The following is a 24,536-nucleotide window of genomic DNA, read 5'->3' on the forward strand; positions in this document are numbered from 1 at the left end:
ATAGACAGCAATAATTAGTGTAGTGAAATGATGAAAAAGATTTTATTGATTGCAATGAGTTTGCTCTTTGTTGGTTGTTCAGAAAAGAAACCATTAACACCAGAAGAGCAGTGGCATGGCTTTTGTACTAGCGTAGGAAATGCTGCAAGAAGTATTGTTTTTGATCGTCAGCAAGCAATTGAAAAAACACAGGCAGTTGAGCATGCAAATAAAATTGAAGATGAGATAACTAAAAAATTCATTCTTAATATTATTGAAAAAGTTTATGCGATTCCAAAAGAAGAACTGACAAAAGATCCTCAAGCAATTCAAGAAAAAGTTAGAAAGCAAATGACGGATGAATGTTTGGCAACACCTCATGACAAAATGCCAAAATATAAATCGTTCTAATTGCGGTTGCGATTATTGAATTTTCATCTAGCAGAAGCTCTTTTTGTTTAAAAAAAGCTCAATTTAGCCCAATATGCTCATTATTTAGACACAGGTATTTAGATACAAAATAATGGGCATCACGGAGAAACACCCCGCGCTCATTAACTTTTACCTTGAACTCTAGTAAACTTTTGTAGTCCATATTACTTGTGAAGCTTTTAAGAAAGCTGGAATTTGCAAGTAATTTTTCAAAAAAAGAGGAATGAACACCGTGCTAGAAGCTTACCGCCAACACGTTGAAGAACGTGCCGCACTCGGAGTCCCACCGAAGCCACTTGATGACGCTCAAACAGCTCAGCTTGTTGAACTATTAAAAAATCCACCAGCAGGCGAAGAAGCGTTCTTGGTAGATTTGCTTGAAAACCGTGTTCCTGCAGGTGTTGACCAAGCAGCTTACGTAAAGGCAGCATTCTTGGCAGCGATTGCAAAAGGCGAAGCAACTTCACCACTCGTTTCTAAAGAACGTGCAGTTTACTTACTTGGCACTATGCTGGGTGGTTATAACGTAGCACCACTTGTTGAACTTCTTGACAATGCCGAACTTGCAGGTTTAGCTGCTGAAGCATTAAAGAAAACACTTCTTGTATTTGATGCATTCCATGACGTAGCAGATAAAGCAAAAGCTGGTAATGAAGCCGCTAAAGCTGTTTTACAATCTTGGGCTGAAGCAGAATGGTTCACCAGCCGTCCTGACGTTCCAGAAGAAATCAAAATCACTGTGTTCAAAGTAACTGGTGAAACAAACACTGATGACTTGTCTCCAGCTCAAGATGCTTGGAGCCGTCCAGACATTCCATTACACGCAAACGCAATGTTGAAAAATGAGCGTGATGGTATCAACCCTGAAAAACCAGGTGAAGTTGGTCCATTAAGCCAAATTAAAGAGCTTATCGCGAAAGGCAATCAAGTTGCTTACGTTGGTGACGTTGTTGGTACAGGTTCAAGCCGTAAGTCTGCAACTAACTCTGTACTTTGGTTCTTTGGTGATGAACTTCCACACATTCCTAACAAAAAAGACGGTGGTGTGTGCTTAGGTTCTAAGATCGCTCCAATTTTCTTCAATACTATGGAAGATGCAGGTGCATTACCTGTAGAAATCGACGTTGCTAACATGAACATGGGCGACGAAGTAGTATTGAAAATTGACCATGCTGCTGCAAAAGTAACTGCTTTTAAAGATGGTGCTCAAATCGCAGAAGCTGACCTTAAAACTCCAGTACTTTTAGACGAAGTACGTGCTGGTGGTCGTATTAACTTGATCATTGGTCGTGGTTTAACTGCCAAAGCACGTGAAGAATTAGGTCTTGCACCTTCTACATTATTCCGTACTCCAGTACAACCTGCTGACACTGGCAAAGGCTTCACACAAGCTCAAAAAATGGTTGGTCGCGCATGTGGTTTACCAGAAGGTCAAGGTATCCGTCCAGGAACTTACTGTGAACCTAAGATGACAACTGTTGGTTCTCAAGATACTACAGGTCCAATGACTCGTGACGAGTTAAAAGACTTAGCATGCTTGGGCTTCTCATCTGACTTAGTAATGCAGTCTTTCTGTCACACTGCTGCGTATCCAAAACCAGTTGACGTAACAACTCACCATACATTACCTGACTTCATCATGAACCGTGGTGGTGTATCTTTACGTCCAGGTGACGGTATTATCCACTCTTGGTTAAACCGTATGTTACTTCCAGATACAGTAGGTACTGGTGGTGACTCACATACTCGTTTCCCAATCGGTATTTCATTCCCGGCGGGTTCTGGTCTTGTTGCGTTCGCAGCAGCAACTGGTGTTATGCCACTTGATATGCCTGAGTCTGTACTTGTTAAGTTCAAAGGTAAAATGCAACCTGGTATCACTTTACGTGACCTTGTACATGCAATTCCTTACTACGCAATTCAAGCGGGTGATTTAACTGTAGAGAAGAAAGGTAAGAAAAACATCTTCTCTGGTCGTATCCTTGAGATCGATTTATCAGAAATGGAAAATGACTTGACTGTTGAGCAAGCATTCGAACTTTCTGATGCTTCTGCTGAACGTTCTGCTGCTGGCTGTTCAATCACACTTTCTGAAGAGAAAGTTGCTGAATACCTACGTTCTAACATCACGATGTTGAAGTGGATGATCGCAGAAGGTTATGGCGATGCACGTACACTTGCTCGTCGTGCTGAAAACATGCAGAAGTGGTTAGATAACCCAAGCTTGTTAAAAGCTGATGCTGATGCTGAATACTTAAAAGTTTACGAAATCGATCTAGCTGACATCAAAGAACCGATTCTTTGCTGCCCGAACGATCCAGATGACGCGAAACTTCTTTCTGATGTTCAAGGCGACAAGATTGATGAAGTATTCATCGGTTCTTGTATGACTAATATCGGTCACTTCCGTGCAGCTGGTCAGTTACTTGACAAAGTACCTGGTGGTTCATTATCTACTCGTTTATGGTTGGCTCCACCAACTCGTATGGACGAGCACCAATTAATGGAAGAAGGCTTATATAACATCTATGGCCGTGCTGGTGCACGTACAGAGATGCCGGGCTGTTCATTATGTATGGGTAACCAAGCACGTGTAGCGCCGAATACAACTTGTGTATCGACTTCTACTCGTAACTTCCCGAACCGTTTAGGTCAAGGTGCAAACGTTTACTTAGCATCTGCTGAGCTTGCATCTGTAGCTGCGGTTCTTGGTAAATTACCAAGCCCAGAAGAATATCAACAGTACGCGTCGCAAATCGACAGCGCTTCTGCTGACATCTACAAATACTTAAATTTCGACAAGATGAGCGAATATACTAAAGAAGCTGATCAAGTTGATACTAAGAAAATCCAAGCTGCTCAATTGACTTAATACGTCAATTTAGTACAAAAAAGGAGCTGATTATTCAGCTCCTTTTTTATTTAAATGAGACTTTATACTTAATAAGACTTGAAAAATAATAAATAGATCAAATTTTATTTAATGAAAGTGTAAAAATAAATATTACTCTAGATATTAAAACGTTTTTTGCTTTAAAATAATTGCACGAACTTAATAATAATTAAAAAAAATACGAGTATCTTATATAGGGAACTTAAGAATGCTAAAGACAATTGTTGAATTTAAATTTGATGATTATCAATTATATGACCAAAAAACATATGCAGATGAAGATGGTATTTTAGTTCAAAAAACTGAAGATATTGCTCAATATATTTTTAGTATATTAAAGAATAGATATCATTTAAATGTAGAGTTATATAGTGAAAGTTGGGGGTGGGAAATTGAGATTCCACTGCCTGAAATAACAATGTACCTTGGAATCAGTGTTTATGAAGAATATAGCAATGGATTCGCAATTTTTATTTCTCCAAATACTCCGATTTTAAGAAAATTTTTATTTAGAAAACTTGATATTACTCATCATATTATGGTGCTGCAAAATTATATAAATATTATCTTAAAATCGCATCCGGGCATCTATGATGTGATGTGGTGGGAAGAAAATGAATTCCGATGTGTAGCAGCGAATTGAAAAAATTGTGAAGTCTAACTTTTAAATATTGAAGTAAGTGAAACAAAAAATTGTTAGAGACAATATTGGTGAATAGAGGCGATGAGCTTACTATATCTACAATATTAAGTGGTCAGATCAATATGCATAATTCAGTTTGGAAGGGATTGCGTAAATTTTTTTATAATAATCTTCACAACCATGACTATGAAACGACGGTAAGTAAATGCATTAACTATTTTTTAGTTATTTTAATTATTGGTAACGTTGCTGCTGTTTTATTGGAAACAGTAAATGATTTGTACTCAAGTTATCGTATTTGGTTTGACTACTTTGAGAATATTTCAATCGCAATTTTTAGTATTGAGTATTTATTAAGAGTGTGGAGTGTTGTAGATCGAGATACGACAGAATCCGCATGGAAAACCCGTTTGAATTGGATGAAAAGTGGGGAAGCAATTATTGATTTGATGGCAATTTTGCCAGCTTACCTGAATTTCTTTGTACGAATCGACCTTCGTATGCTTCGGATTTTACGTTTACTTCGTTTATTAAAATTAACGCGTTATTTCATCTCACTACAGATATTGTTATGTGTGATTAAACGCGAAAAGGGATCTTTTCAAGCGGTTATTTTTATTTTAATTATCATGATTATTATGACTGCTTCTGGAATTTATGTGGTTGAAAACAAGGCTCAGCCAGAAGCTTTTAGTTCAATACCTAAATCTATGTGGTGGGCTGTAGTTACCTTAACTACAGTGGGGTATGGCGATGTCACTCCTGTAACTAGCCTAGGAAAGTTATTGGGGGCACTCATTACTATTTTGGGTGTGGGTATTGCGGCTTTACCAGCTGGTATTTTGGCGTCTGGACTTGCAAATGAGCTTAATCAACGGAATCAGAGACTAGAGCAAGAGTTTCGTGAGTTACTTCAAGCACGAGGTATTGATATTTTACATGATGAAATTGAAATAGAGCGAGTCCGTCAAAAAGTAGGATTGCCAAAAGAGCAAGCGCATAACCTGATTATTCAAATTATGCGTGAAAAAGTATTAGAGGAAGAAGAGTCGGTCCGAGAGAAAAAATGTTATTGCCCACACTGTGGTGGAAAGCTAACTGATTAGAAGTAATAGTTAGCCTTTTCTTTAATTAAGCTTTTTTGTTGGCTTTTTCTACTGCAAATGCGATAAGTAAAATAATCAGACCGCCAAGGCTTAAGACAAAACCTACCCAGATTGGTGCGATCCAACCCATTTGGTGACTGAGTACCCAGCCCCCTAAAAATGCACCTAATGCATTGGCCATATTAAAGGCAGAGTGGTTGAGTGAGGCAGCTAATGTTTGGGCATCACCTGCAACATCCATTAGACGGGTTTGTAATGCCCCGCCTAACCCCATTACCGTGAGCCCAATTAAGAATAAAGATGCAATGGCAGTATAGATATTACTCATTAAAAAACTAGCGACAACAAAAGCGATGGCTGAGCTAATTAATACACCCACTATAGTTTTGTTGAGGTTCTTATCTGCAAGCCATCCTGCTAGTAAACCTCCAATAACCATACCAATACCCCAAATCGCTAAAGCGATAGGAACGATTTGGATATTAACTTCTGTGTATTCAGTCAAAATTGGTGAGACATAACTATAAACTGAAAACATGCCTCCAAAACCGATTGCACCCACTGCTAGTGTTAACCACATATTGATATTTTTAAGGCCAGCTAATTCAGTTTTTATACTGGCACTAGCTTGAACTGGGATATTGGGTACAAAGAAGCCAACAGCAATTAAAGTGACGAAAGCAATAGTTGCTGAAAACTCAAAACCTGCTCTCCAACCAAAGTTTTGGCCTAACCAAGTTGCTAGAGGAACGCCAATTACTGTTGCCACTGTAAGGCCCATCATCATTTGGGCAACTGCAGAAGCTCTTCTTGACGGACCCGCTAGTTCAGCTGCAACTAACGCACCGACTCCAAAATATGCTCCGTGGGGTAGACCTGCAATGAAACGTGAGACTAAAACAGTTTCAGGTGTATGAGCTAAAGCAGTACAGGCATTCACAACACCATAAAATAGCATTAAGCCGAGCAATAAAGTTTTCCTAGGTACTTTAGCTCCAAGAATAGCGATGATAGGAGCACCAATAACCACACCCAATGCGTAGGCACTAATAAAGTGGCCAGCTTCAGGTACTGTAATATTTAAATTATTTGCAATTTCCTGAATTAGTCCCATTGCGACGAATTCAGTGGTTCCAATACAAAAACCACCTACAGCGAGTGAGAAAATTGCTAAAAAGAGAGAGTAATGTCGAGGTGTGGAAAGAGGAGATTGCGAGGACGCCATAATAAGTTAAGGGAAGATACAAAAAGAGAAGTATAAGGGAAAAGAGAACAGAATAATAAAAAACTAAAATATTGAGAAAAAGATTACGTATTTCTTTTTAAAGTAAAATTAAATCCATTAATGATAATAAGAATTATTTTTATTTATGTATACTGTATCCGCTTATATTTTGTCTGAAATTTTTAACTTTTTATACAACAGGATTTTTTAATAATGAATAGATTTTTAATGACGTCACTTGCATTGATATGTACAACAGGCTTTGCTCACGAACCTTATGTAGCTCCTGTAGCTTATAAAACAGAACAAACCCAAGTGCTGGTAATTGCTGGTTATGCTGAAGAAGCGTTAAATAGTGAATATGCTTTAAAAGACGCGAAACTTACTGTAATCACCCCTAAAAATGAGTTTAAAACTGTCAACTCAGAAGCTCTGCATAAGTCTGCAACTCTTTTTGATGTAGAATTACCTGAAGAAGGCACATATATTGTTCAAACTCAGGCGAGTTACCCTTTAAAATATGTATATGATCAAAAAGCATGGCATTTATTTTTTGATATGCCAGCTGATAAAGCTCCACCGAAAGCAGAACGTGAATATTTGATTCCGACTGACCTTAAAACAAAAACAATTAAAACAGAGCAAGTAACACGAGAGTGGACATTACAAAGTTATCTTTCTAAGGGAAAAGTTTCAGATATCCAGCTCCCGAATACACCGATTAAAGTTAGTTTCTCTGTACATCCTAACCAGATTAAAGCTGCTCAACCTGTAAAATTAACCATAACTGAAAAAGGACAACCTTTAGCTTATGCTGAAGTGAATTTAAGAGAAAAGGGTGCAACTGACAAGCAAGCGCAGCAGTTTAAGGCAGAAAGCAACGGTCAAGTTGAGCTTACGTTTCCAAAAGCTGGAGAGTATTTAGTAGAAGTAACAGCTCCTCTAAATTTGAAATTAAAACCTAAAGATCAGAGCTATACGATTATTAGCTTAAATGTTTTAGCACAATAGTTTTTAGTGTTTAAAAAATAGGCCTTTATTAGGCCTATTTTTAGTTTTAATCTTCTCACTCATTAAAAAATTTAATTTCTCTTAGATCCTGAAGAAACAAAAATTCATCGCCAATAAAAATAGTGAAATAAAATTCATGTTGAGACAAACTAACTAATTTTATGTTAAAGTGAATAAAATTCATTAATAAAGATTTATCGAAAGTTTTATGGAAAAGCAAATATGAGCTTTTTCCATTTATAGATAAATCTGTTTTTTAGGCATGGGCCCATGTTAGAAATACGCCACCTTAAAACTTTAGTTGCTTTACGTGAGCATGGTTCATTAGTTTCAGCAGCTAATGACCTTTGTTTAACGCCATCTGCTATTTCCCATCAATTAAAAGAATTAGATCATTGGTATGGGGTAGAAGTTGTTAATCGTCGAAGTAGACCAGTTAGTTTTTCTAATGTTGGACAGCGCTTATTAAAGTTAGCGGATGATGTTTTGCCACAAATCCAGATTACCCACAGTGATATCACGCGTATTGTGCATGGGCAGACAGGCAGAATTATTTTTTCATCGGAATGCCATAGTTGTTTTGATTGGTTAATGCCTTTATTAAATCAGTATCGCCAGCAATATCCAGATGTAGATTTAGACTTCGCTTCAGGTTTTGAAGCCAATCCGCATGAACTCTTACAAAATGCAGAATTTGATTTACTAATTACAGCTGACCCAATTGCGTTAAAAGGAATTGAGTATTTTCCAATTTTTGAATACGAATCACGTTTAGTCTTATCAAATACTCATCCTTTGGTACGAGCTGAAAATATTACAGTTCAAGAGTTGGCCGAAGAAGTTTTAATTACTTATCCGGTTGATAAGCACCGTTTAGATATTATGTCTAAACTTTTCATCCCTGCGAATATTCAGCCTAAACAAATACGGACAACTGATTTAACCCAAATGCTTATTCAACTCGTTGCAAGTGGACGAGGTATTGCTGCTTTACCTGATTGGGTAGTGAATGAGTATGAACAAAAGGGTTGGGTTACTAGTCGTCGTTTAGATTGTGTTTCTCCTATAGGTTTAAGACGAACTTTATATGCGGGTTATCGAACTGAAGAAAAAGAGAAAAGTTATTTTGAAGGATTTTTAAAGCAGTTAGAAAAGTTCTCTTTAAAACGAAACGCTTATTATTCTGGCTAAAAATAAAAATTTAGCCTAAGTGTTAAAAAGGTGCTTAATTGCACCTTTCTTATATCGACTTCTATTTACCAATAAATAAAGAGAGTAAACCTGCCGCAATCAGAGGGCCGACTGGTACACCACGTAGTAAGGCGACACCAGCAACTGTACCAATGAGTAAACCTGCAACTACGTCAGGTTGGCTCGACATTAGTTTTACTCCGCGACCACCTAGCCAGGCGACTAATAGGCCAATTGCGATAGCCATAAGGGATTTAAAACTAATAAATGATTTTAAAATACTCTCACCACTGAGTTTCCCACTGGCAATTGGTGTCAGTACGCCAATGGTTAAAATAAGTATGCCTAAATTAAGACCATGTGCTTGAATATAAGGGAAAAACTCATTTAAGGGGGTGATTTTAACGACAATCAGTACACCTGCTGCAATAGTTACAGCTGCATTTTGACTTAATAAGCCGCAGACAAGCAGAACGAGTAGAACAACTAAATTAACATCAAATTGGGCAAGCATGGCGAGCGGAGGGCATTATAAATAAATGGAATTGTATAATATTTAAGAGTTGGAATGTGAAAGCTTTAAAAGATACAGCTGATTTCATCTCTTCTTAATTAAAAATTGAGTGTATATCTCTCAATGATAAGGAATTTTAATTTTTAGTTACGCTTGGACACAATGTTATATAAATTAACAAGTTAAAAATTATACCGTTTAAAAATTATGATATAAAAATAGTCATTATTCATGAGTACGGGATATTTTTATGGACATTATAGATATCAAGATCAAAGATCAGTTTGATAAGATTCATGATGCAAAAGCACAACTAAAGAAAAATTTAGTGGAACATGAAAATGAATCTTTAAAACTAAGTCAACGTATTGAGCATATTATTGTTGACAATGAAATTATTTTGCCTACTACCGAATTATTATTTGAAAGCGAACAGAACGAAAATATTTATCGAGTCGTTGAAGAGTGTATATCACACTCAAAATCTGCCACCCATTTCACCTTAAAATCTACCACTCTTAAAGAGTGGTAGTTGTATCTAGCATTACAGTTTTCCTCATTGAGTCACCATCTATTTCCAGTGTATAAGAGTTATGGATAATGCGATCTAGAATTGCATCAGCAATGGTAGGATCTTGGAATTTTGTGTGCCAGAAATCGTAAGAGAATTGACTTGTAATAAGTAGGCTACCGCATATTGAATAATTATCAATGAATTCCAATAAAAGATTTTCTATTTTAGGAGGAATATTACTAAGACCAAAATCATCGATTACAAGTAAATCATATCTAATTAATTTTTTAATAAAAATCTTTTCATTCGATTGATCTATAGCTTGTTCTAATATTTCAAAAAACTCCGAAGCTCTATAAAAAATAGCTTTATAACCTTTTTTACATGCTTCAGTCGCGAAAGCACATGCAAGCCATGTTTTTCCTACCCCAGTTGGACCTTGTATACTCATGTTCTTATGTAAATTAATCCATGTGCACTCTGAAAATCTATTAACAAATTGCTTTGATAAGCCACGACGTTCTATATCAAATTTAATTTCATCAATACAAGCATGAGAATATCTTAGACGTGCATTTCGTATTAATCGTTCAGTGAGCTTTTGCGCTCGTGTTAATAACTCTGTTTTACAAGCATCAATCATAGCTTCTTCAAAATTGATTTCGCTTGAATAGACAGCATCAATATTAGAATTCAATGATTGAGTAAAACTATGCAATTTCAACTGTGCAAGTAATGTTGATAAATGAGGATTTAACATTTATTTACCCCCTTTATAATAACTGGAACCACGTAGATTTTTATGTTCTTTTACAACATCTTGTTGATCAAATTCCAAATATGATCTTGATTCAATAATGGACTTTAATCTAGCCAAATTTTCTATTTTTAATTTATAGGCATAACATAAGGCCTGTTCAAGTCGATCAATGAATTGTTTATTATTAACCCAACTTCTGAAATCAAATAAATAATTTAAGTTATTGTATAAATTTGAGTTTTTACAAATAATCATATTGCAGTAATTGAACGTGTTAGTGCCAATTGATTGGGACCAATTTAAAATACTTTCCTTTGATAGATAATCTGTAGTTCTATGATTCTCCGTTTTATGTTCATAAAATGTAGAGATTTTTCCTTCGCCTTGAAGAAGCGTATGTTGAGCGATTAGTTTTTTATCTTGATAGATATATAACTGATTATCTAAAATTTTTAGCTCAACTTTTTCTCTAATATACTGATGAGGAACAGAGTAAGAGTTGTTCAAATATTTCACATGATAATCAGAAGGTACTATTGTTTTCGAATATTCATTCAATACTTTGTATTTGATTAAAGGTAAGGGTCTAAGTAATTTTTTTTCATGCTCAAGAAAAATAGCCATTCGACCCTGCGAAAAAGTTTTAGTTTTTTTATGATTATAACAATCCACCATATATTCAAGTCTTTCATTCAAAGCCTTTATACTTGTAAATTTTTCATGACGTATTCTCATTAAAATCTGCTTTTGTACAATATTCACGGCATTTTCACTGACTGCTTTATCTCTTGGTTTCCGTGGTCGAGCTGGAAGAATATTAATTTTATGAAATTCTAAAAATTCTTGAAAATATGGATTAACTTCAACGATTCGATTTCTATGTTTGGTAATTAATGCTTTAGCATTGTCACAAACAATAGTTTGAGGAATACCATCAATTTTATAAAACATCTGAGAGCATCCTCGAATCCAATCTTCGGTTTTTTGTGATTCCGTGGCATAAGCAAAAATTAAACTAGAAAAAGGTAAAGCCCCAACAAAAATATTGGCATTTATTACATCACCATTAAATAAGTCAATATCTACAAGATCTCCACTGTAATCAATTTGTACTATTTCACCCGGATAATATTCTTGCTTCATTGGAATGTCTTTTTGTTTTTGTGCTTGTTTTATTAGTTCACAAAACCGTGTGTATCCAACACCATTGCCATGAGTTTTCAATCTATATTCTTCCCAAAGAATAGCCTTTGTAAGCCCTTTATACGTAGCTAACTCACTACATATCGCTTCGCAATCAGGTTGTGACTTTTTGATACGTTTTATTGAGCGATTAATTTTTAATTTTTGTTCTAATTCTGAATTGTTTAGTTTAGTAAAATCTTCATAAGTTAATTCTGTCAAAATTAGTAAGGACTTGATTTTGGATACAGTTTCACGAGAGATTTCTACAATTTTAGCTATTTCTCGATTGCTTTTATGACTAAATATATAGCTAATTACTAGCCTAATTTTTTCAATAGATGTGTTCATAGACACTACCTCAGAGTAAGAAAATGAGGCAGAAAGCAGTCTAGACATTGATAAAAATATCAATGTCTTTTAGAATAAATCTGTCTTGGACCTGCAAGTTAAAGACAAATCCATAAAGACTCATACATTAGTTTGTACGGGTCTTTATGCTTTCTGCAATTAAATTATAAAACCAAATAAATCAGTCCATATTCTTTTGCTCCTTAATACCTAATTTGACTGCAATTTTGTGGCTCTCACCGCGTACAGGTACTTTATTAGTTTTTAAAATTCGATATACAAGATCAGGTGAGAAATTATTAATTCTAGCCCACTCAGCTATTGAAGTTCCTGATTGATCGAAATCATCTCTAACTTGTTTGATAGTCTTGACCATATTGAATTAAATTTGAATAAGTTTGACGAAAAAATATAGAACAACAAAACTTTAGTCAAGAATAAAAATATTAATTTAATATTATGATTTTATTATATTATTTAAGTTTTTAATTTAAAATATTATCCATTAAATTAATGTTTGATTGAATATTTTTAATTTCAATCTCAATTTTATCTTTATGTTTAATGAAATATTTCTCTAATGTTTTATTATCTTCAAGTAATGATTTTATAAAATTAATATTATTCTCTTTGTCTTTTATTAGATCTGATAACTCTATTTTTTTAGAATTAAAAATTTTTTCAAGCTTCTGTTTTTTATGTTGTTCTCTGAGTTCATTTAAGCGAGAAGTTTCATTATAACTGAATGAGTTTTTGGTTGATTTTTCCTCATCAATTTCCAAATATTTACATTCTAAGAGAACTTTCAAACCTGCATACATCTGGTTTTTGTAACGTTTATTGTTATAGCCGTTTTCAAGTTTGATGTTTTCCCAAAAGTGTCTTGCGCGCCAACTCTTGATTTGATGGTTGTCAAAAATTTCTAAGAATTCATCATACAGAGGTAATTTAACGTTTTTCTTCACAACTTAACTGCCTAACCATAAAAGAGGATTATAGTCCGTGGATATATAGTCCTCAATTGGTGATATTTCTGTTTTTTGAGCAATTAGTTTCAAATGTCAGAATTATCAGTGGTAATTGGTCAATTAATCCGCAATAGACGAACACAACAAAAAATCACTCAAGAATCTCTTGCACTTCAATGTGGGATTGATCGTAGCTATATGGGACGTATAGAACGCGGTGAAGTTAACTTAACTGTTGAAAAGCTTTATGAGATTTCAAATGCTCTAGAGATATCAGCAAAAGACTTACTCCCTTGAGGACACTGTTTTTCAGGACATTGATTAATCATATCTAACTTTTCAAGAGAGCTATCGATTACTATTGTTTCGCTAACAAATCACTTAGTACATCTGAAAGGTTTTGCATTTTGTTCCGTTCAATTAATCTGGCTGACATGCCTAAAGAAATGGGGACTTCCACATCTAAAATAGGATTATCACCTATGAATAAGGCCTCATACATTTGGCAATCTAATTTCGTTCGTAATGTTTCATAAATACTGATTTCTGGTTTTATTGCATCAACCTCGTAGCTTAAAACAAGTACATCAAATAAATTTTGTGGAAGAATAGTTTTGAGCTGATCACCATACGGTTTTGCTAAGTTTGAGCATAAGGCAATCTTAAAACCAAGATCCTTAAGTTTTTGAAGAGTTGGAATAACATCTTCAAACAACTTTATCGTATTCAATTCAAATTGAAGGTCATGATTTATTTCTTTTAATAATTCTGTAGGAATAGCCTTTTCAAAGATCACTCCCAGTTCCTCAATATCCACATTATTCGACATGATGATATTGGCGTCATTTGTAGTTGGTTTTCTTCCATTGTCTTTCAACCAATTCATAAGTTTACGATACGGATGTCGGCTTTCACCAATTTTTACAAGTGTTCCAAATGCATCGAAAATTATTACTTTAGGTGTTTGATTCATAGTATTAAGCGACCACAATAAAAATGAAAAAAGTAAGTTGGTTATGATTTTGTTTTAAATTTCACATAAACGCCAGCTTCTGTCGCACTTTTCTGTTGTTTTGTAGATTTTCTTTTTGTTTTCAAACACAATACTCTCAAAGAAATTTGAGAGTCATCTAAGTGATTACAGGCGAAATTAAAAGCAAAATAGACCAGATTTGGAACGCATTTTGGAGTGGTGGTATTTCAAATCCTCTAGAGGTCATGGAGCAGATGACCTATTTACTGTTTATTCGCCGACTTGATGAAATTCAGATCACTAAAGAAAAGAAAGCCAATCGTTTAAAGAAAAACGTAGAGCATCCTATTTTTACCCCTGTGCAAGATCATTTACGTTGGTCAAAGTTCATTACTTTGGGTGATGCTGCGACGTTGTATAGCACCGTTGCTAATGAAGTCTTTCCATTCATTAAGAACTTAGGTGCTGAAGACGAAACCACCTATAGCCATCACATGAAGGATGCTCGTTTTACTATTCCTACGCCTGCGCTACTCACTAAGGTGGTGGATTTGGTTGCCGATGTACCAATGGATGATAAAGATACCAAGGGCGATATTTACGAATATATGCTTGGTAAAATCGCTTCAGCAGGTCAAAACGGTCAGTTCCGTACCCCTCGCCATATCATCAAAATGATTGTGGAGTTAATGCAGCCAAAGCCTACCGATACCATTTGTGACCCTGCGTGTGGTACAGCGGGCTTTCTTGTCGCTGCAAGTGAATATCTAAACGAGCATCACAGCACTGAGATTTTTGCCAATCCCGAAGCCGCAAAGCGTTTTAGTGAAGAAACCTTCTTTGGTTATGATTTTGATAGCACCATGCTTCGTATTGGTTCGATGAACATGATGCTACACGGTGTAGAAAACCCACGAATTGAAAACCGTGACTCTTTAAGTGAAACGCATTCACATATTGCTGAAAAATACAGTTTAATTCTTGCCAATCCACCTTTTGCAGGCAGTTTGGACAATGAAAGCTGTGCTAAGAATATTCAGGCTGTAGTAAAAACTAAAAAGACTGAATTGCTATTTTTAGCCTTGTTCTTACGTTTGTTGAAAACTGGTGGTCGTGCTGCGGTGATTGTGCCTGATGGGGTGTTATTTGGCTCATCGACTGCGCATAAAGAACTTCGTAGGAAGATTGTTGAAGAGCAAAAGCTTGAAGCAATTATTTCGATGCCGTCTGGTGTGTTTAAGCCTTATGCAGGGGTTTCTACTGCCATTATGATTTTTACCAAAACGATGTCTGGCGGTACGGACAAAGTGTGGTTTTATGATATGCAGGCAGATGGTTATTCTCTAGATGATAAGCGTAATGAGCTAGACAGTTCTAAGCATGAAAATAATAACATTCCTGACATTATTGCTCGTTTCCATAATTTAGCATCGGAAGCAGATCGTAAAGCCACAGAGCAAAGTTTCTTGGTGGATAAAGCCGATATTGCTGCTAATGGTTATGACCTGTCGATTAATCGTTATAAAGAAGTGGTGTATGAGCAAGTGGAATATGAATCACCAAGTAAAATTTTGGCGGATTTAGAAGTTCTTGAGCAAGATATTTTAAAAGGAATGGCTACGCTTAAGGAGATGGTTAAGTGACTTATCCTCAAGTAAATTTAGGCTCAGTTGTTGATCTTCAGGCTGGTATTGGATTTCCAACACGGTTGCAGGGTAAAACATCTGGAAAGTTTCCATTCGCAAAAGTTGGTGATATTTCTCGTAATGGTAGAACAGGTAAACCAATACTATCAACAGTGGATAATTATATAGATCAAACAGATGTTGAATCTTTACGAGCTAAGATAATACCTGAAGGTAGTATTTTATTTGCCAAAATTGGTGAAGCAATCAGGCAAAATCATAGAGTTATTTCTCATCGAAGTTTGTTGATAGATAATAATGCTATGGCAGCAATACCATCAGAAAAAATTGATAATCTATATCTGTATTATTTTTTGAAACAAGTTGACTTTTATCGTCTAGCTCCTGCTACGACAGTGCCAGCATTACGTAAAAGTGATTTAGAAAAAATAAAAATCCCACTCCCACCACTTGCAGAACAACGCCGAATTGCGTCTATTTTGGATCAAGCGGATGATCTACGCCAAAAACGTCAGCAAGCGATTGAAAAGTTAGATCAGCTTTTACAAGCCACGTTTATTGATATGTTTGGCGATCCTGTAAGCAATCCTAAAGGGTGGGAAATAGGATCTTTAAATAACTATGGATCATATAAAAATGGTTTAAATTTTGGTAAGGGTGAGTCAGGAAATCAAGTTTTATATATAGGTGTTGGTGACTTTAAACAACTTTCAAAAATTGATGATGTTTCAAAATTATCGACAATTGATTTGGATGAATTACCATCAGTTGATTACTTTATAAAAAATGGCGATTTATTATTTGTTAGATCTAATGGTAATAAAGAGTTAGTTGGACGCTGTATAGCAGTATATCCTAATGAGAAATTAGTAACTTACAGTGGATTTTGCATCCGATACCGAATTGAAAAATCTGAATTAACTAGCTCTTATTTAGTTCATTTATTTAGATCTAAATCGTTTAAACAAACTATTTTTGATGGTGGACAAGGGGCAAATATTCAAAATATTAATCAACAATTACTATCTAGATTGCAAATTCCTATTCCACCAAAAGATTTGCAAGAAAAGTGGTCAAACATTGTATTGAAGATAGAAGACCAAAAGTTAAAATTCGATCAACATTTGAAAATGCAAAATCAATTATTTGCATCACTACAAAACCAAGCATTTAACGGCACTTTATAACATTTAATTTAAGATTTAGAAGTGGTATTCATAGGAATATCACTTTTATGAATTTGATTTTATTGGGAAAAATTATCAAAATGGTTGTATTTGTAGATTCGAATTCAAACAACTAATTTTATAATAGTTGATCTAAATATCATATTGATATTTAATAAGTTCTTTAGAATTAATCACTGCATAAACTAATGATTTATAAGATTCGATCTGCTTTAACAAAATTTTTTGGATGGATAGCATTTATATCAATTGCTTTAATCATACTCTGCGTATCAATGTTTAGCTATGTTGGTGTCAAAATACAGTATGTCCTCGTACCTTCACCATTGATTTCAACAATTTTATGGTGGCTTATTCACCCAGATAAAAATAATACTTATGAAAACTGAGCGAATAATTTCACCACCTAAAACAGATTGGGATAAATTGAAACAACCCCTAGAAAGTGGTGAAAAGAAATTTATTGACTATCTAGACCAGCATCTTCCCAAAGAATGGGAAATCTATATTCAACCGCATTTAAATGGATTATGTCCAGATGTTGTAATACTACATCCAAAAATTGGCATTGGAGTATTTGAAGTAAAAAATTGGGATTTTTCAGCCATGGAATATGGCATTGAAACCAAAAATAATGGAAAAGTTCACTTATATGCAATTAATCATCAAGGTGAAAAAATCTCCTATGTAAAGAAAAACCCTGTTGATCAATTACTTCTATACCGTAAAGAAATTTTAGATTTATATTGTCCAATTTTGAGCAGACCTAAACATTCGATAGTTGTCTCATGTGGTCTGATACTACCTTCTGCAACACAAGAAAATGTAGAAACATTGTTTCAACCTATATTTCAAAGTCGAAATAGAAAAGTATTTGCATCGAATAATGATGATCAACACAATAGCTATATCATATTTTCAAAAGAAAGCTTTACCAAAAATTTAGCCGAGAATTTTCCTTCAGGTATAAATCGAATATCATCAAATTACATGAATCCAGTAATTGCTCAACAATTGAGAGTTTGGCTGATTGAACCTGAATCAAGCAAAGAACAACGTGAGCCATTAAACTACAATGTACAACAACAAAAATTTATAAAAGAACGTACAGAATCAGGTTTTAGACGTTTAAAAGGACCCGCAGGTTCTGGTAAGTCTGTAGTTGTAGCAGGTCGTGCAGCAAATTTATTAAGAGAACATCAGTCTGTATTAATTGTGACCTTTAATATTACATTAATGAACTATTTACAGGATTTAGCCGTCAGAGAGTATCCAAAAATTAGAACAGATGCGACATGGTTAAACTTTCATTACCTCTGTAGAAGATTATGCTATGACGCCAGTTTAGATAGCGAATACGCTGAACTCTTTCAGACTGCAAAAAAACAAGGGCTATCTTTTCCTGATAATGATGAATTTTGTGCTGTAATCAATCTAGCATTAGAAGAAAGTGAACCTGAAAAATATGATGCAATTTTGGTGGATGAAGGACAAGATTTTAATCCTAAGTGGTGGGATATTTTAAAAAAATTATTGGCTGATGGCGGTGAAATGCTATTGTGTGCTGATACAACCCAAGATATTTATTCATCTGCAGATTTGTGGACTGATGATGTGATGAAAAATGCTGGCTTTAGAGGTGCATGGGCTGAGCTAAAGCAAACCTACCGACTACCTGATAATTTAATTCCATTGGCAAATAAATTTGCGGAAATGTTCTTGCCACAAGAAAAAGTTATTAAATCAGAGTCAAAAACATCACAACAGGATTCATTTGATTTTGGAACAATTGAAGAGTCAACCTTAATTTGGGAAAACGTTGAATCTATAAATACATCTACATTTTTAAATGAGTTTAATAAATTCAGAAATGAGGTTATTAAACTTGGACTTAGTCATTCTGATATTACAGTATTAGTCCAAACGCATGAAATTGGTATGACTGTTTGCCAAGCTTTAGATAAGCTTAAGTTCAAATATATTGACATTTTTTCAAAAGATCCGATTGAATCTCGTCAGAAAAAAATGTGGTTTTTTAAAGGTGATACAAGAATTAAAGTTTGTACTGTACACAGTTTTAAAGGTTGGGAAGCCAAAGCGCTTTTAGTTGTTTGGGATCAAATGTATTTGGATAAAGAATATGCCCTATTATATACAGCAATTACCCGACTAAAATCAGGTCGAAGCAGCATTTTATACGTGGCAAATGCAGAACCAAGTTTGATTGAATATAGTAGATTTTGGAAAATATGACTTAGAAGATGTTTGATTTATCAAAGACTCAATAAAAAATCTATTCTAACTTATTCTATATAATCAGAAGGAAAGTTATTAAGACTTTAGATAATCAAGTCTTAATTCAGCAGTTTAATTGAGATATAGTATGCAAATAATGAATACTTTAAAAGAAACTATTTGGGGGAATAATGAGCAACTTTCAGTTTTTAGAGCCTGAATTTAAAAGTTTGGCAATCACTGCTAAAGAAGCTGAAAAGCTCGTGTATATTTCCCCTCAATTTGCCCTTGCTGCTGCTCGAAGCTCGCTTGAAAATCTTGTGCTATGGCTCTATCAATATGACAAGAAACTGACTCAACCTTATGATGCTTCATTGCATAACTTACTCAATGACATCAAATTTAAAGACCTGATCCCACCCTATATTTGGGACAAAATGGACAACATCCGCATGGTCGGCAACAGTGCCGTACATGGGAAAAAGTTCAAACAACTGACTACTGAAGAAACTGTAAAGCACATCAGTCACTTATTCCTGATGTATGTTTGGTTTGAGCGTAACTATGGCTCACCATCAAAAGACCGTTCTCAGTCGATTTTATTCAATCCCAAACTCATTCCAAATACTGATAACACTCAGCAAATCACCGCCAATAAAGAACAACTTCAAAAAGAAACTGAAGCTAAAGAAAAACAATTTGCAGAACAACACAAAGCCCTACGTGAACGTGAACAAAAACTCTTTGAGTTGTCTGCAAGTTTAGAAGAACGTGAAAAATTATTAGCCAACATAGATGCTGAACTTGCACAGAAACGTGCAGACGTTGAACAAGCCAAAATAGCCAATAGTAAAATCGAAGATCATACCGACTATAAAGAAGACGAAACTCGTAAACTTAAAATTGACCTCTTACTTGAAGAGGCAGGTTGGGAAATTGGCGCATCAGCACGAGTAGAAATACCCGTTACTGGGATGCCAAGCTCATCAGGTAAAGGTGCTGTCGACTATGTGCTATATGACAGCAATGGTTTGCCTTTGGCTGTGGTTGAAGCAAAACGCACATCGACCGATCCAGATATTGGTCAGCAGCAAGCCAAACTCTATGCAGACTGCCTAGAAAAACAAACAGGACAACGACCTGTTATTTTCTATACCAATGGCTATAAAACTCGAATCTGGAATGATGTTCAAGGTGGCCCACCACGGTTGGTACATGGCTTCTATACTCAAGCAGAACTGAAACGCCTGATAGAACGACGTAAAAACAATCCTGATATGAGTAGCTTCCCGATTAATGCGGAAATTGTTGAGCGTTATTATCAAACTCGTGCCATCAAAGCCATGCTTGCAGCTTACCAACGTAAAGAACGTGCAGGCTTGCTCATCATGGCAACAGGTACAGGTAAAACTCGTACTTCAATCGCATTGGTCGATGTGCTGATGAAAGCCAATGTAGTGCAAAAGGCGTTATTTCTTGCAGATCGCACATCATTGGTCAATCAGGCGCACAATGCTTTCAAAGCCAATTTAAAAGATGCTTCATTCGTCAACTTGCTTGAAGATAAAAATCAGGTTGGTCGTGTGTATTTCTCTACTTATCAAACCATGATGGGGTTAATAGATGAAATGAATGCCGATGGCACACGAAAATTTGGCACAGGTATGTTTGACCTGATTATTATTGATGAAGCACACCGTAGCGTTTACCAAAAGTTTGGCGAGATTTTTAAATACTTCGATAGTTTGCTTGTTGGTTTAACCGCAACGCCACGAGATGAAGTTGACCGTGATACATACGCACTGTTTGGTTTAGAAAGCGGTGTACCGACTGATTACTATGATCTTGACCAAGCCATTGCCGATGGTTATCTCGTACCACCCAAAGCCTATTCTGTTCCGCTTAAATTCATGCGTGAAGGTGTGAAATATGACGAACTCTCAGAAGAAGAAAAACAACATTGGGATAGCCTAAATTGGGGCGATGAAGATGCACCTGAAGAAGTCTCAGCATCTAAAATCAACAAAGAACTGTTTAATACAGGTACCATTGATTTAATGCTCAAGCATTTGATGGAAAATGGCATTAAAACCGAAGGTGGTGATCGTCTTGGTAAAACCATTATTTTTGCTGTGAATCAAAAACATGCTCAGTTTATTGCAGACCGCTTCAATGACAACTATCCGCAATATGATGGTAAGTTCGCTCGTGTGATTACCCATGCCACCAAATATCCACAAAGCCTGATTGATGACTTTAGCAAAAAAGACTTCGCTGAACCGCAAATCGCCATTTCAGTGGATATGCTCGATACAGGGATTGATGTACCTGAAGTCGTTAATCTCGTGTTCTTTAAAGCTGTGCGCTCTAAAGTAAAGTTTATGCAGATGATTGGACGTGGTACACGACTCTGCAAAGAACTGTTTAGCCCTGAAGATGATAAAAAAGAATTCTTTATTTTCGACTATTGCTCTAACTTTGAATACTTCAATGAAAATCCAGATGGTGCGCCTGTATCTACGACAGAACCATTAGGACAACGTCTGTTTAAGACTCGTTTAAATATTCTCAGTCTGCTGAATGCAAAGGACGATGCCACCGAAGAATTGAAAGCGGTACAGCAAGATATACGTCAAAGTCTACAGACTGAGGTGAAGTCGATGAATAATGATAATTTCATTGTGAAGTCTGAACTTGAGCATGTTGAGCGCTTTAAGAATGACGATGCTTGGAACAATTTAGATGACCTTGCTATTGGTACATTACGAGAACACATCTCTAAACTACCGAATCAGCTTGAGCCTGAAACCCTAGAAGCTAAACTGTTCGATATGTTGTGCTACAACTTGGAACTTGCTGTATTGGAAAAAAATAATACAGTGATTCAGGGGTATGCCAATCGAGTGATTGAAATCGCTTCTAAATTGGAAAGCAAAGAAAATATTCCTGTGGTTGCTGAACAGATTACGCTGATTCAAGACATTCAAACCGTTGAATATTTGAAAGGCATCACCTTGCCAATGCTTGAAGCGATGCGTAAACGTATTCGTGGCTTGGTCAAACTGATTGAAAAATCGACCTCAACTATTGTCTACTCCATGCTAGATGATGAAATTGGAGATATGCAAGCAGTCAATATCCCAGTCGTTTCAAGTGGCGTAAACCTTGCTCAATACCGTAAGCGAGTAGAAAGCTTTATTAAGGCCAATGAAAACCATATTACTATTGCCAAACTCAAGCGTGGTTTGGCTCTTACACCGACTGACTTAAGCGAGCTAGAACGCTTTGTTTTTGAAGCGCAAGAAGTTGAAAGCCGAGATAAGTTTGAAGAATGTTTTGGGACAGAAAAGTCACTACCATTATTCATTCGATCTTTGGTGGGGTTGGATCGTCAAGCGGTACAAGAAGCATTCTCAAAGTATCTACAAGGATCAACGTATAACGAGAAGCAAATTCGCTTTGTGGAAATGTTGATTGAGCATTTGACACAAAATGGTGTGTTAGAAGCAGCGCAGTTATATGAACCACCTTTTAATCAAATCCATTTTGAAGGAATTGATGGTGTCTTTAGTGATGTAGACGCTGACAACATATTTGGGGTTGTGGAAGCGTTTAATGAAGCGGTGGCTTAAAGTTATATTTTAGGGGGAAAGAATATGGTTGCGCCTTTGGTTTTAGCAGCAGTATGGTTAGGCGGTGCTACATTAACTGGTATTGCTGGTTATTTAGCATATGAAAACTGGGAAACTATAAAAAAGAAGGTTTCTGGAAAATCCATTGTAATTTTAGGACAACGAGCAACTGGTAAAACAACGTTACTAAATTATTTACTTAAAGGTGAAATCACATTAAAACATGAAGCTACTATTGGTGTAAAAAAAGTTAAAATTAGCAAAAGAAAACTAGCAGATCTTGGCTGGGATGTTCGTTTGAAGAGTATTCAAAATGATTATAGTGGGGTTACTTCTAATTATGAACAATGGTTAAAAGCACTTAAAAATTCTGATATTTTTATTTACCTATTTAAAATTGATGAATGGATTTTAGATGAGGGTTCTGTAGAAAACCAAATTGAAAAAGACATAAAAAATATTCAAAAAGTGTTAAATGGTAAAAATATACCAATGTTTATCATTGGTACTCATTTAGATCTACTTGAAGGTATTGAATTTAATGATGAAAAAGAAAAAATTAAATTGATCGATGATCTTCAAGATGAAGTATTTTTTAAAAATATTAAATCTAGATTAAATGTGGATAATTCAAAAGCATATTTACATTTTGGGAGTATGAAAGATGAAATGGGGTTAAATGAAATTATTCATTTCATAATCGGCCATATGGGAGAATAAATGTGGAAGATATGAAAATCTATCTTTTTGCACAAGCATTAGATAATAATAGCTCTGATGATTGGTATGAATATACCTCAAGTTCTATTGAAAAAATAACCAAAGAAAATGATCAGTCGTGGGTTAATAATTTAATATTTGAACTGACTGATAAGGGGGAAAGAGAAATTTATCATGATGTGGAGTGTTATTATAAACTAAATCCTAATGAAATTTTTGATTTTATGTTGCTAATTGAAAATCAGCAGGAAGATAATATTGGAAGAAAATCGAAAACAGCCTTAATAGTTAAAGGCTATAAAAATACTACGTTAGAATTTGGAAAAGTATTAACTTTATTTTGGACAAGGACTAATAGAAATTCATCTAATTCAGACTTGTTAGCTAAGCAATGCGACCACATTTTTGGAATAATTAAAAAAAAAAAGAACAAGCGATGGTGGCTCCTTCCACTAGCATTGATAAGTTTAAGCATAATATTAGTATTTTTATTTCAAAAATTAAGCAAAGGATAGAAGATGAGTCTTAAAAGCTTTCCTAATAATATTGATGAACGTCGAGTTGTATGGTGTTTGTCCCAGGATACAATTGATACGGCTTTAAATGATAAGTCTACCTCTGAATTATTACTTGTACCCAATGTTACCGTTATTCAGCTCCCTTTAAGTCGAATTGCAAAAAGGAAGTCGGATAAACTCTGTGAATTAGACAAACTAAATTTATTGAAAGTAGATCAAGTTCTAGTATGTTCAGATGAAGGGGTTAATACCAAAGAAAAGTATCTAAACTTGGAAGAAGTTATAGATGACTTCTTAACTTACAATTTAAAAAAGGCAAATGCCTATGCCAGATTTTTTGCGGCATTAGGTGCAACCTCATTTGAGTTTGAACATAAAAATTTTGATTTTTCTAATTCCAAAGTTGATTTTTCAGCATCACTTGATGGAGCTGCATCTAGGGTTGCTAAAGCTAATACAGATTTGACAGCTAAAGCTGAAAAAACGCTCAATCAAATTGCTTCAATTATGAAGAGTTATACTCAGAATGAATATCCAACTGAACAAAGAATATTGTTAGCAGAAAAAATACTGGAAGAATATGGTTTAGAAAATGACGAAATTTGCCATCATGAATTAGCTACACTTAAAGATGGTGCTGCGCATTTAAGTGATCTTAATATATCTATGTCATCAGCAAGCGATAGTAATAGAAGTATGAATATTCTTATTGATGTTGGACTTAATTTTCCAAAAGCTGAAACAGAAGGTAAAAACAGTTCACTTATATCCTTTAAGTCTAAACTTGAATTAGCATCTATAGTTAAGAACAGCTTCGATTTTAATTTAAAGGTCAAATTTTAGTAAGTATTGGATG

Annotated in this window: 21 protein-coding genes and 1 pseudogene; 15 read left to right on the forward strand and 7 right to left on the reverse strand. The window is 35.1% G+C overall.

The annotated features are described in order from the left end of the window. The first annotated feature begins 27 nt into the window (after positions 1-27). The 4 genes from KTJ10_RS06585 to KTJ10_RS06600 all read left to right on the forward strand — a co-directional run bounded on the left by KTJ10_RS06585 (position 28) and on the right by KTJ10_RS06600 (position 5,053). Positions 28-390, forward strand: coding sequence for a hypothetical protein (locus KTJ10_RS06585; protein WP_081309626.1), 363 nt, complete (start codon positions 28-30; stop codon positions 388-390). Positions 391-643: 253 nt separating this feature from the next. Then, a complete protein-coding gene (locus tag KTJ10_RS06590) occupies positions 644-3,283 on the forward strand; it encodes a bifunctional aconitate hydratase 2/2-methylisocitrate dehydratase (protein WP_033848021.1) in 2,640 nt (879 codons plus the stop codon). 229 nt (positions 3,284-3,512) lie between these two features. Then, complete coding sequence (locus KTJ10_RS06595) at positions 3,513-3,947, forward strand: hypothetical protein (protein ID WP_262441631.1); 435 nt, start codon at positions 3,513-3,515, stop codon at positions 3,945-3,947. Positions 3,948-4,069: 122 nt separating this feature from the next. Then, positions 4,070-5,053, forward strand: a complete 984-nt coding sequence (locus tag KTJ10_RS06600; RefSeq protein ID WP_262441632.1) for an ion transporter — start codon at positions 4,070-4,072, stop codon at positions 5,051-5,053. 25 nt (positions 5,054-5,078) lie between these two features. On the opposite strand, the gene KTJ10_RS06605 is transcribed toward KTJ10_RS06600, so the two are convergent. Further along, complete coding sequence (locus tag KTJ10_RS06605; protein WP_262441633.1) at positions 5,079-6,278, reverse strand: MFS transporter; 1,200 nt, start codon at positions 6,276-6,278, stop codon at positions 5,079-5,081. 213 nt (positions 6,279-6,491) lie between these two features. On the opposite strand from KTJ10_RS06605, the gene KTJ10_RS06610 reads away from it, so the two are divergent. Then, positions 6,492-7,289, forward strand: coding sequence for a DUF4198 domain-containing protein (locus KTJ10_RS06610; protein WP_199112847.1), 798 nt, complete (start codon positions 6,492-6,494; stop codon positions 7,287-7,289). A 270-nt stretch (positions 7,290-7,559) separates the two neighbouring features. Continuing rightward, on the forward strand, positions 7,560-8,480 hold the full coding sequence (locus KTJ10_RS06615) for a LysR family transcriptional regulator (protein ID WP_262441634.1): 921 nt from the start codon (positions 7,560-7,562) through the stop codon (positions 8,478-8,480). A 61-nt stretch (positions 8,481-8,541) separates the two neighbouring features. On the opposite strand, the gene KTJ10_RS06620 is transcribed toward KTJ10_RS06615, so the two are convergent. Further along, positions 8,542-8,994, reverse strand: coding sequence for a DUF441 domain-containing protein (locus KTJ10_RS06620; protein WP_086265940.1), 453 nt, complete (start codon positions 8,992-8,994; stop codon positions 8,542-8,544). 250 nt (positions 8,995-9,244) lie between these two features. Between KTJ10_RS06620 and KTJ10_RS06625 the strand changes: the two are divergent. Then, positions 9,245-9,460: pseudogene (locus tag KTJ10_RS06625) on the forward strand (hypothetical protein); the annotation flags it as partial. Positions 9,461-9,512: 52 nt separating this feature from the next. On the opposite strand, the gene istB reads toward KTJ10_RS06625, so the two are convergent. The 4 genes from istB to KTJ10_RS06645 form a co-directional block, all read right to left on the reverse strand. Beyond that, complete coding sequence (istB, locus tag KTJ10_RS06630) at positions 9,513-10,268, reverse strand: IS21-like element helper ATPase IstB (protein WP_262441635.1); 756 nt, start codon at positions 10,266-10,268, stop codon at positions 9,513-9,515. Continuing rightward, entirely contained in the window at positions 10,269-11,801 is a 1,533-nt protein-coding gene (gene istA, locus KTJ10_RS06635) for an IS21 family transposase (RefSeq protein WP_262441636.1), read from the reverse strand. A gap of 181 nt (positions 11,802-11,982) precedes the next feature. Beyond that, positions 11,983-12,177: a DNA-binding protein gene (locus KTJ10_RS06640; RefSeq protein WP_100291527.1), complete on the reverse strand. Its 195-nt coding sequence runs from the start codon at positions 12,175-12,177 to the stop codon at positions 11,983-11,985. A 109-nt stretch (positions 12,178-12,286) separates the two neighbouring features. Next, positions 12,287-12,766, reverse strand: a complete 480-nt coding sequence (locus tag KTJ10_RS06645) for a hypothetical protein (RefSeq protein ID WP_262441637.1) — start codon at positions 12,764-12,766, stop codon at positions 12,287-12,289. Between the two features lie 93 nt (positions 12,767-12,859). Between KTJ10_RS06645 and KTJ10_RS06650 the strand changes: the two genes are divergently transcribed. After that, positions 12,860-13,066, forward strand: a complete 207-nt coding sequence (locus tag KTJ10_RS06650; protein WP_100291469.1) for a helix-turn-helix domain-containing protein — start codon at positions 12,860-12,862, stop codon at positions 13,064-13,066. 61 nt (positions 13,067-13,127) lie between these two features. Here KTJ10_RS06650 and KTJ10_RS06655 read toward each other — a convergent pair whose 3' ends face one another. After that, positions 13,128-13,742, reverse strand: a complete 615-nt coding sequence (locus KTJ10_RS06655) for an HAD family hydrolase (protein WP_100291470.1) — start codon at positions 13,740-13,742, stop codon at positions 13,128-13,130. Between the two features lie 161 nt (positions 13,743-13,903). On the opposite strand from KTJ10_RS06655, the gene KTJ10_RS06660 reads away from it, so the two are divergent. From KTJ10_RS06660 to KTJ10_RS06690, 7 genes are all read left to right on the forward strand, one after another. Continuing rightward, the gene (locus KTJ10_RS06660) at positions 13,904-15,385 is read left to right on the forward strand and encodes a class I SAM-dependent DNA methyltransferase (protein ID WP_100291471.1); all 1,482 of its coding nucleotides are present in this window, start codon (positions 13,904-13,906) and stop codon (positions 15,383-15,385) included. Continuing rightward, positions 15,382-16,575, forward strand: coding sequence for a restriction endonuclease subunit S (locus KTJ10_RS06665; protein ID WP_262441638.1), 1,194 nt, complete (start codon positions 15,382-15,384; stop codon positions 16,573-16,575). The genes KTJ10_RS06660 and KTJ10_RS06665 overlap by 4 nt, the downstream gene beginning before the upstream one ends. A gap of 378 nt (positions 16,576-16,953) precedes the next feature. Then, positions 16,954-18,828 carry a nuclease-related domain-containing DEAD/DEAH box helicase gene (locus KTJ10_RS06670; protein ID WP_100291139.1) on the forward strand — a complete coding sequence of 625 codons (1,875 nt, stop codon included), beginning with the start codon at positions 16,954-16,956 and terminating at the stop codon, positions 18,826-18,828. A gap of 173 nt (positions 18,829-19,001) precedes the next feature. Continuing rightward, on the forward strand, positions 19,002-22,442 hold the full coding sequence (locus tag KTJ10_RS06675) for a DEAD/DEAH box helicase family protein (RefSeq protein WP_262441639.1): 3,441 nt from the start codon (positions 19,002-19,004) through the stop codon (positions 22,440-22,442). A gap of 24 nt (positions 22,443-22,466) precedes the next feature. Continuing rightward, positions 22,467-23,162, forward strand: a complete 696-nt coding sequence (locus KTJ10_RS06680) for a GTPase domain-containing protein (RefSeq protein ID WP_262441640.1) — start codon at positions 22,467-22,469, stop codon at positions 23,160-23,162. Positions 23,163-23,173: 11 nt separating this feature from the next. Further along, on the forward strand, positions 23,174-23,677 hold the full coding sequence (locus KTJ10_RS06685; protein WP_262441751.1) for a hypothetical protein: 504 nt from the start codon (positions 23,174-23,176) through the stop codon (positions 23,675-23,677). A 3-nt stretch (positions 23,678-23,680) separates the two neighbouring features. Beyond that, positions 23,681-24,523, forward strand: a complete 843-nt coding sequence (locus KTJ10_RS06690) for a hypothetical protein (protein ID WP_100291520.1) — start codon at positions 23,681-23,683, stop codon at positions 24,521-24,523. Positions 24,524-24,536 lie beyond the last annotated feature (13 nt).

Origin of the sequence: Acinetobacter sp. WU_MDCI_Abxc222 (assembly GCF_025514755.1) — a bacterium.
In the GTDB taxonomy this organism is placed as follows: Bacteria; Pseudomonadota; Gammaproteobacteria; order Pseudomonadales; family Moraxellaceae; genus Acinetobacter; species Acinetobacter geminorum.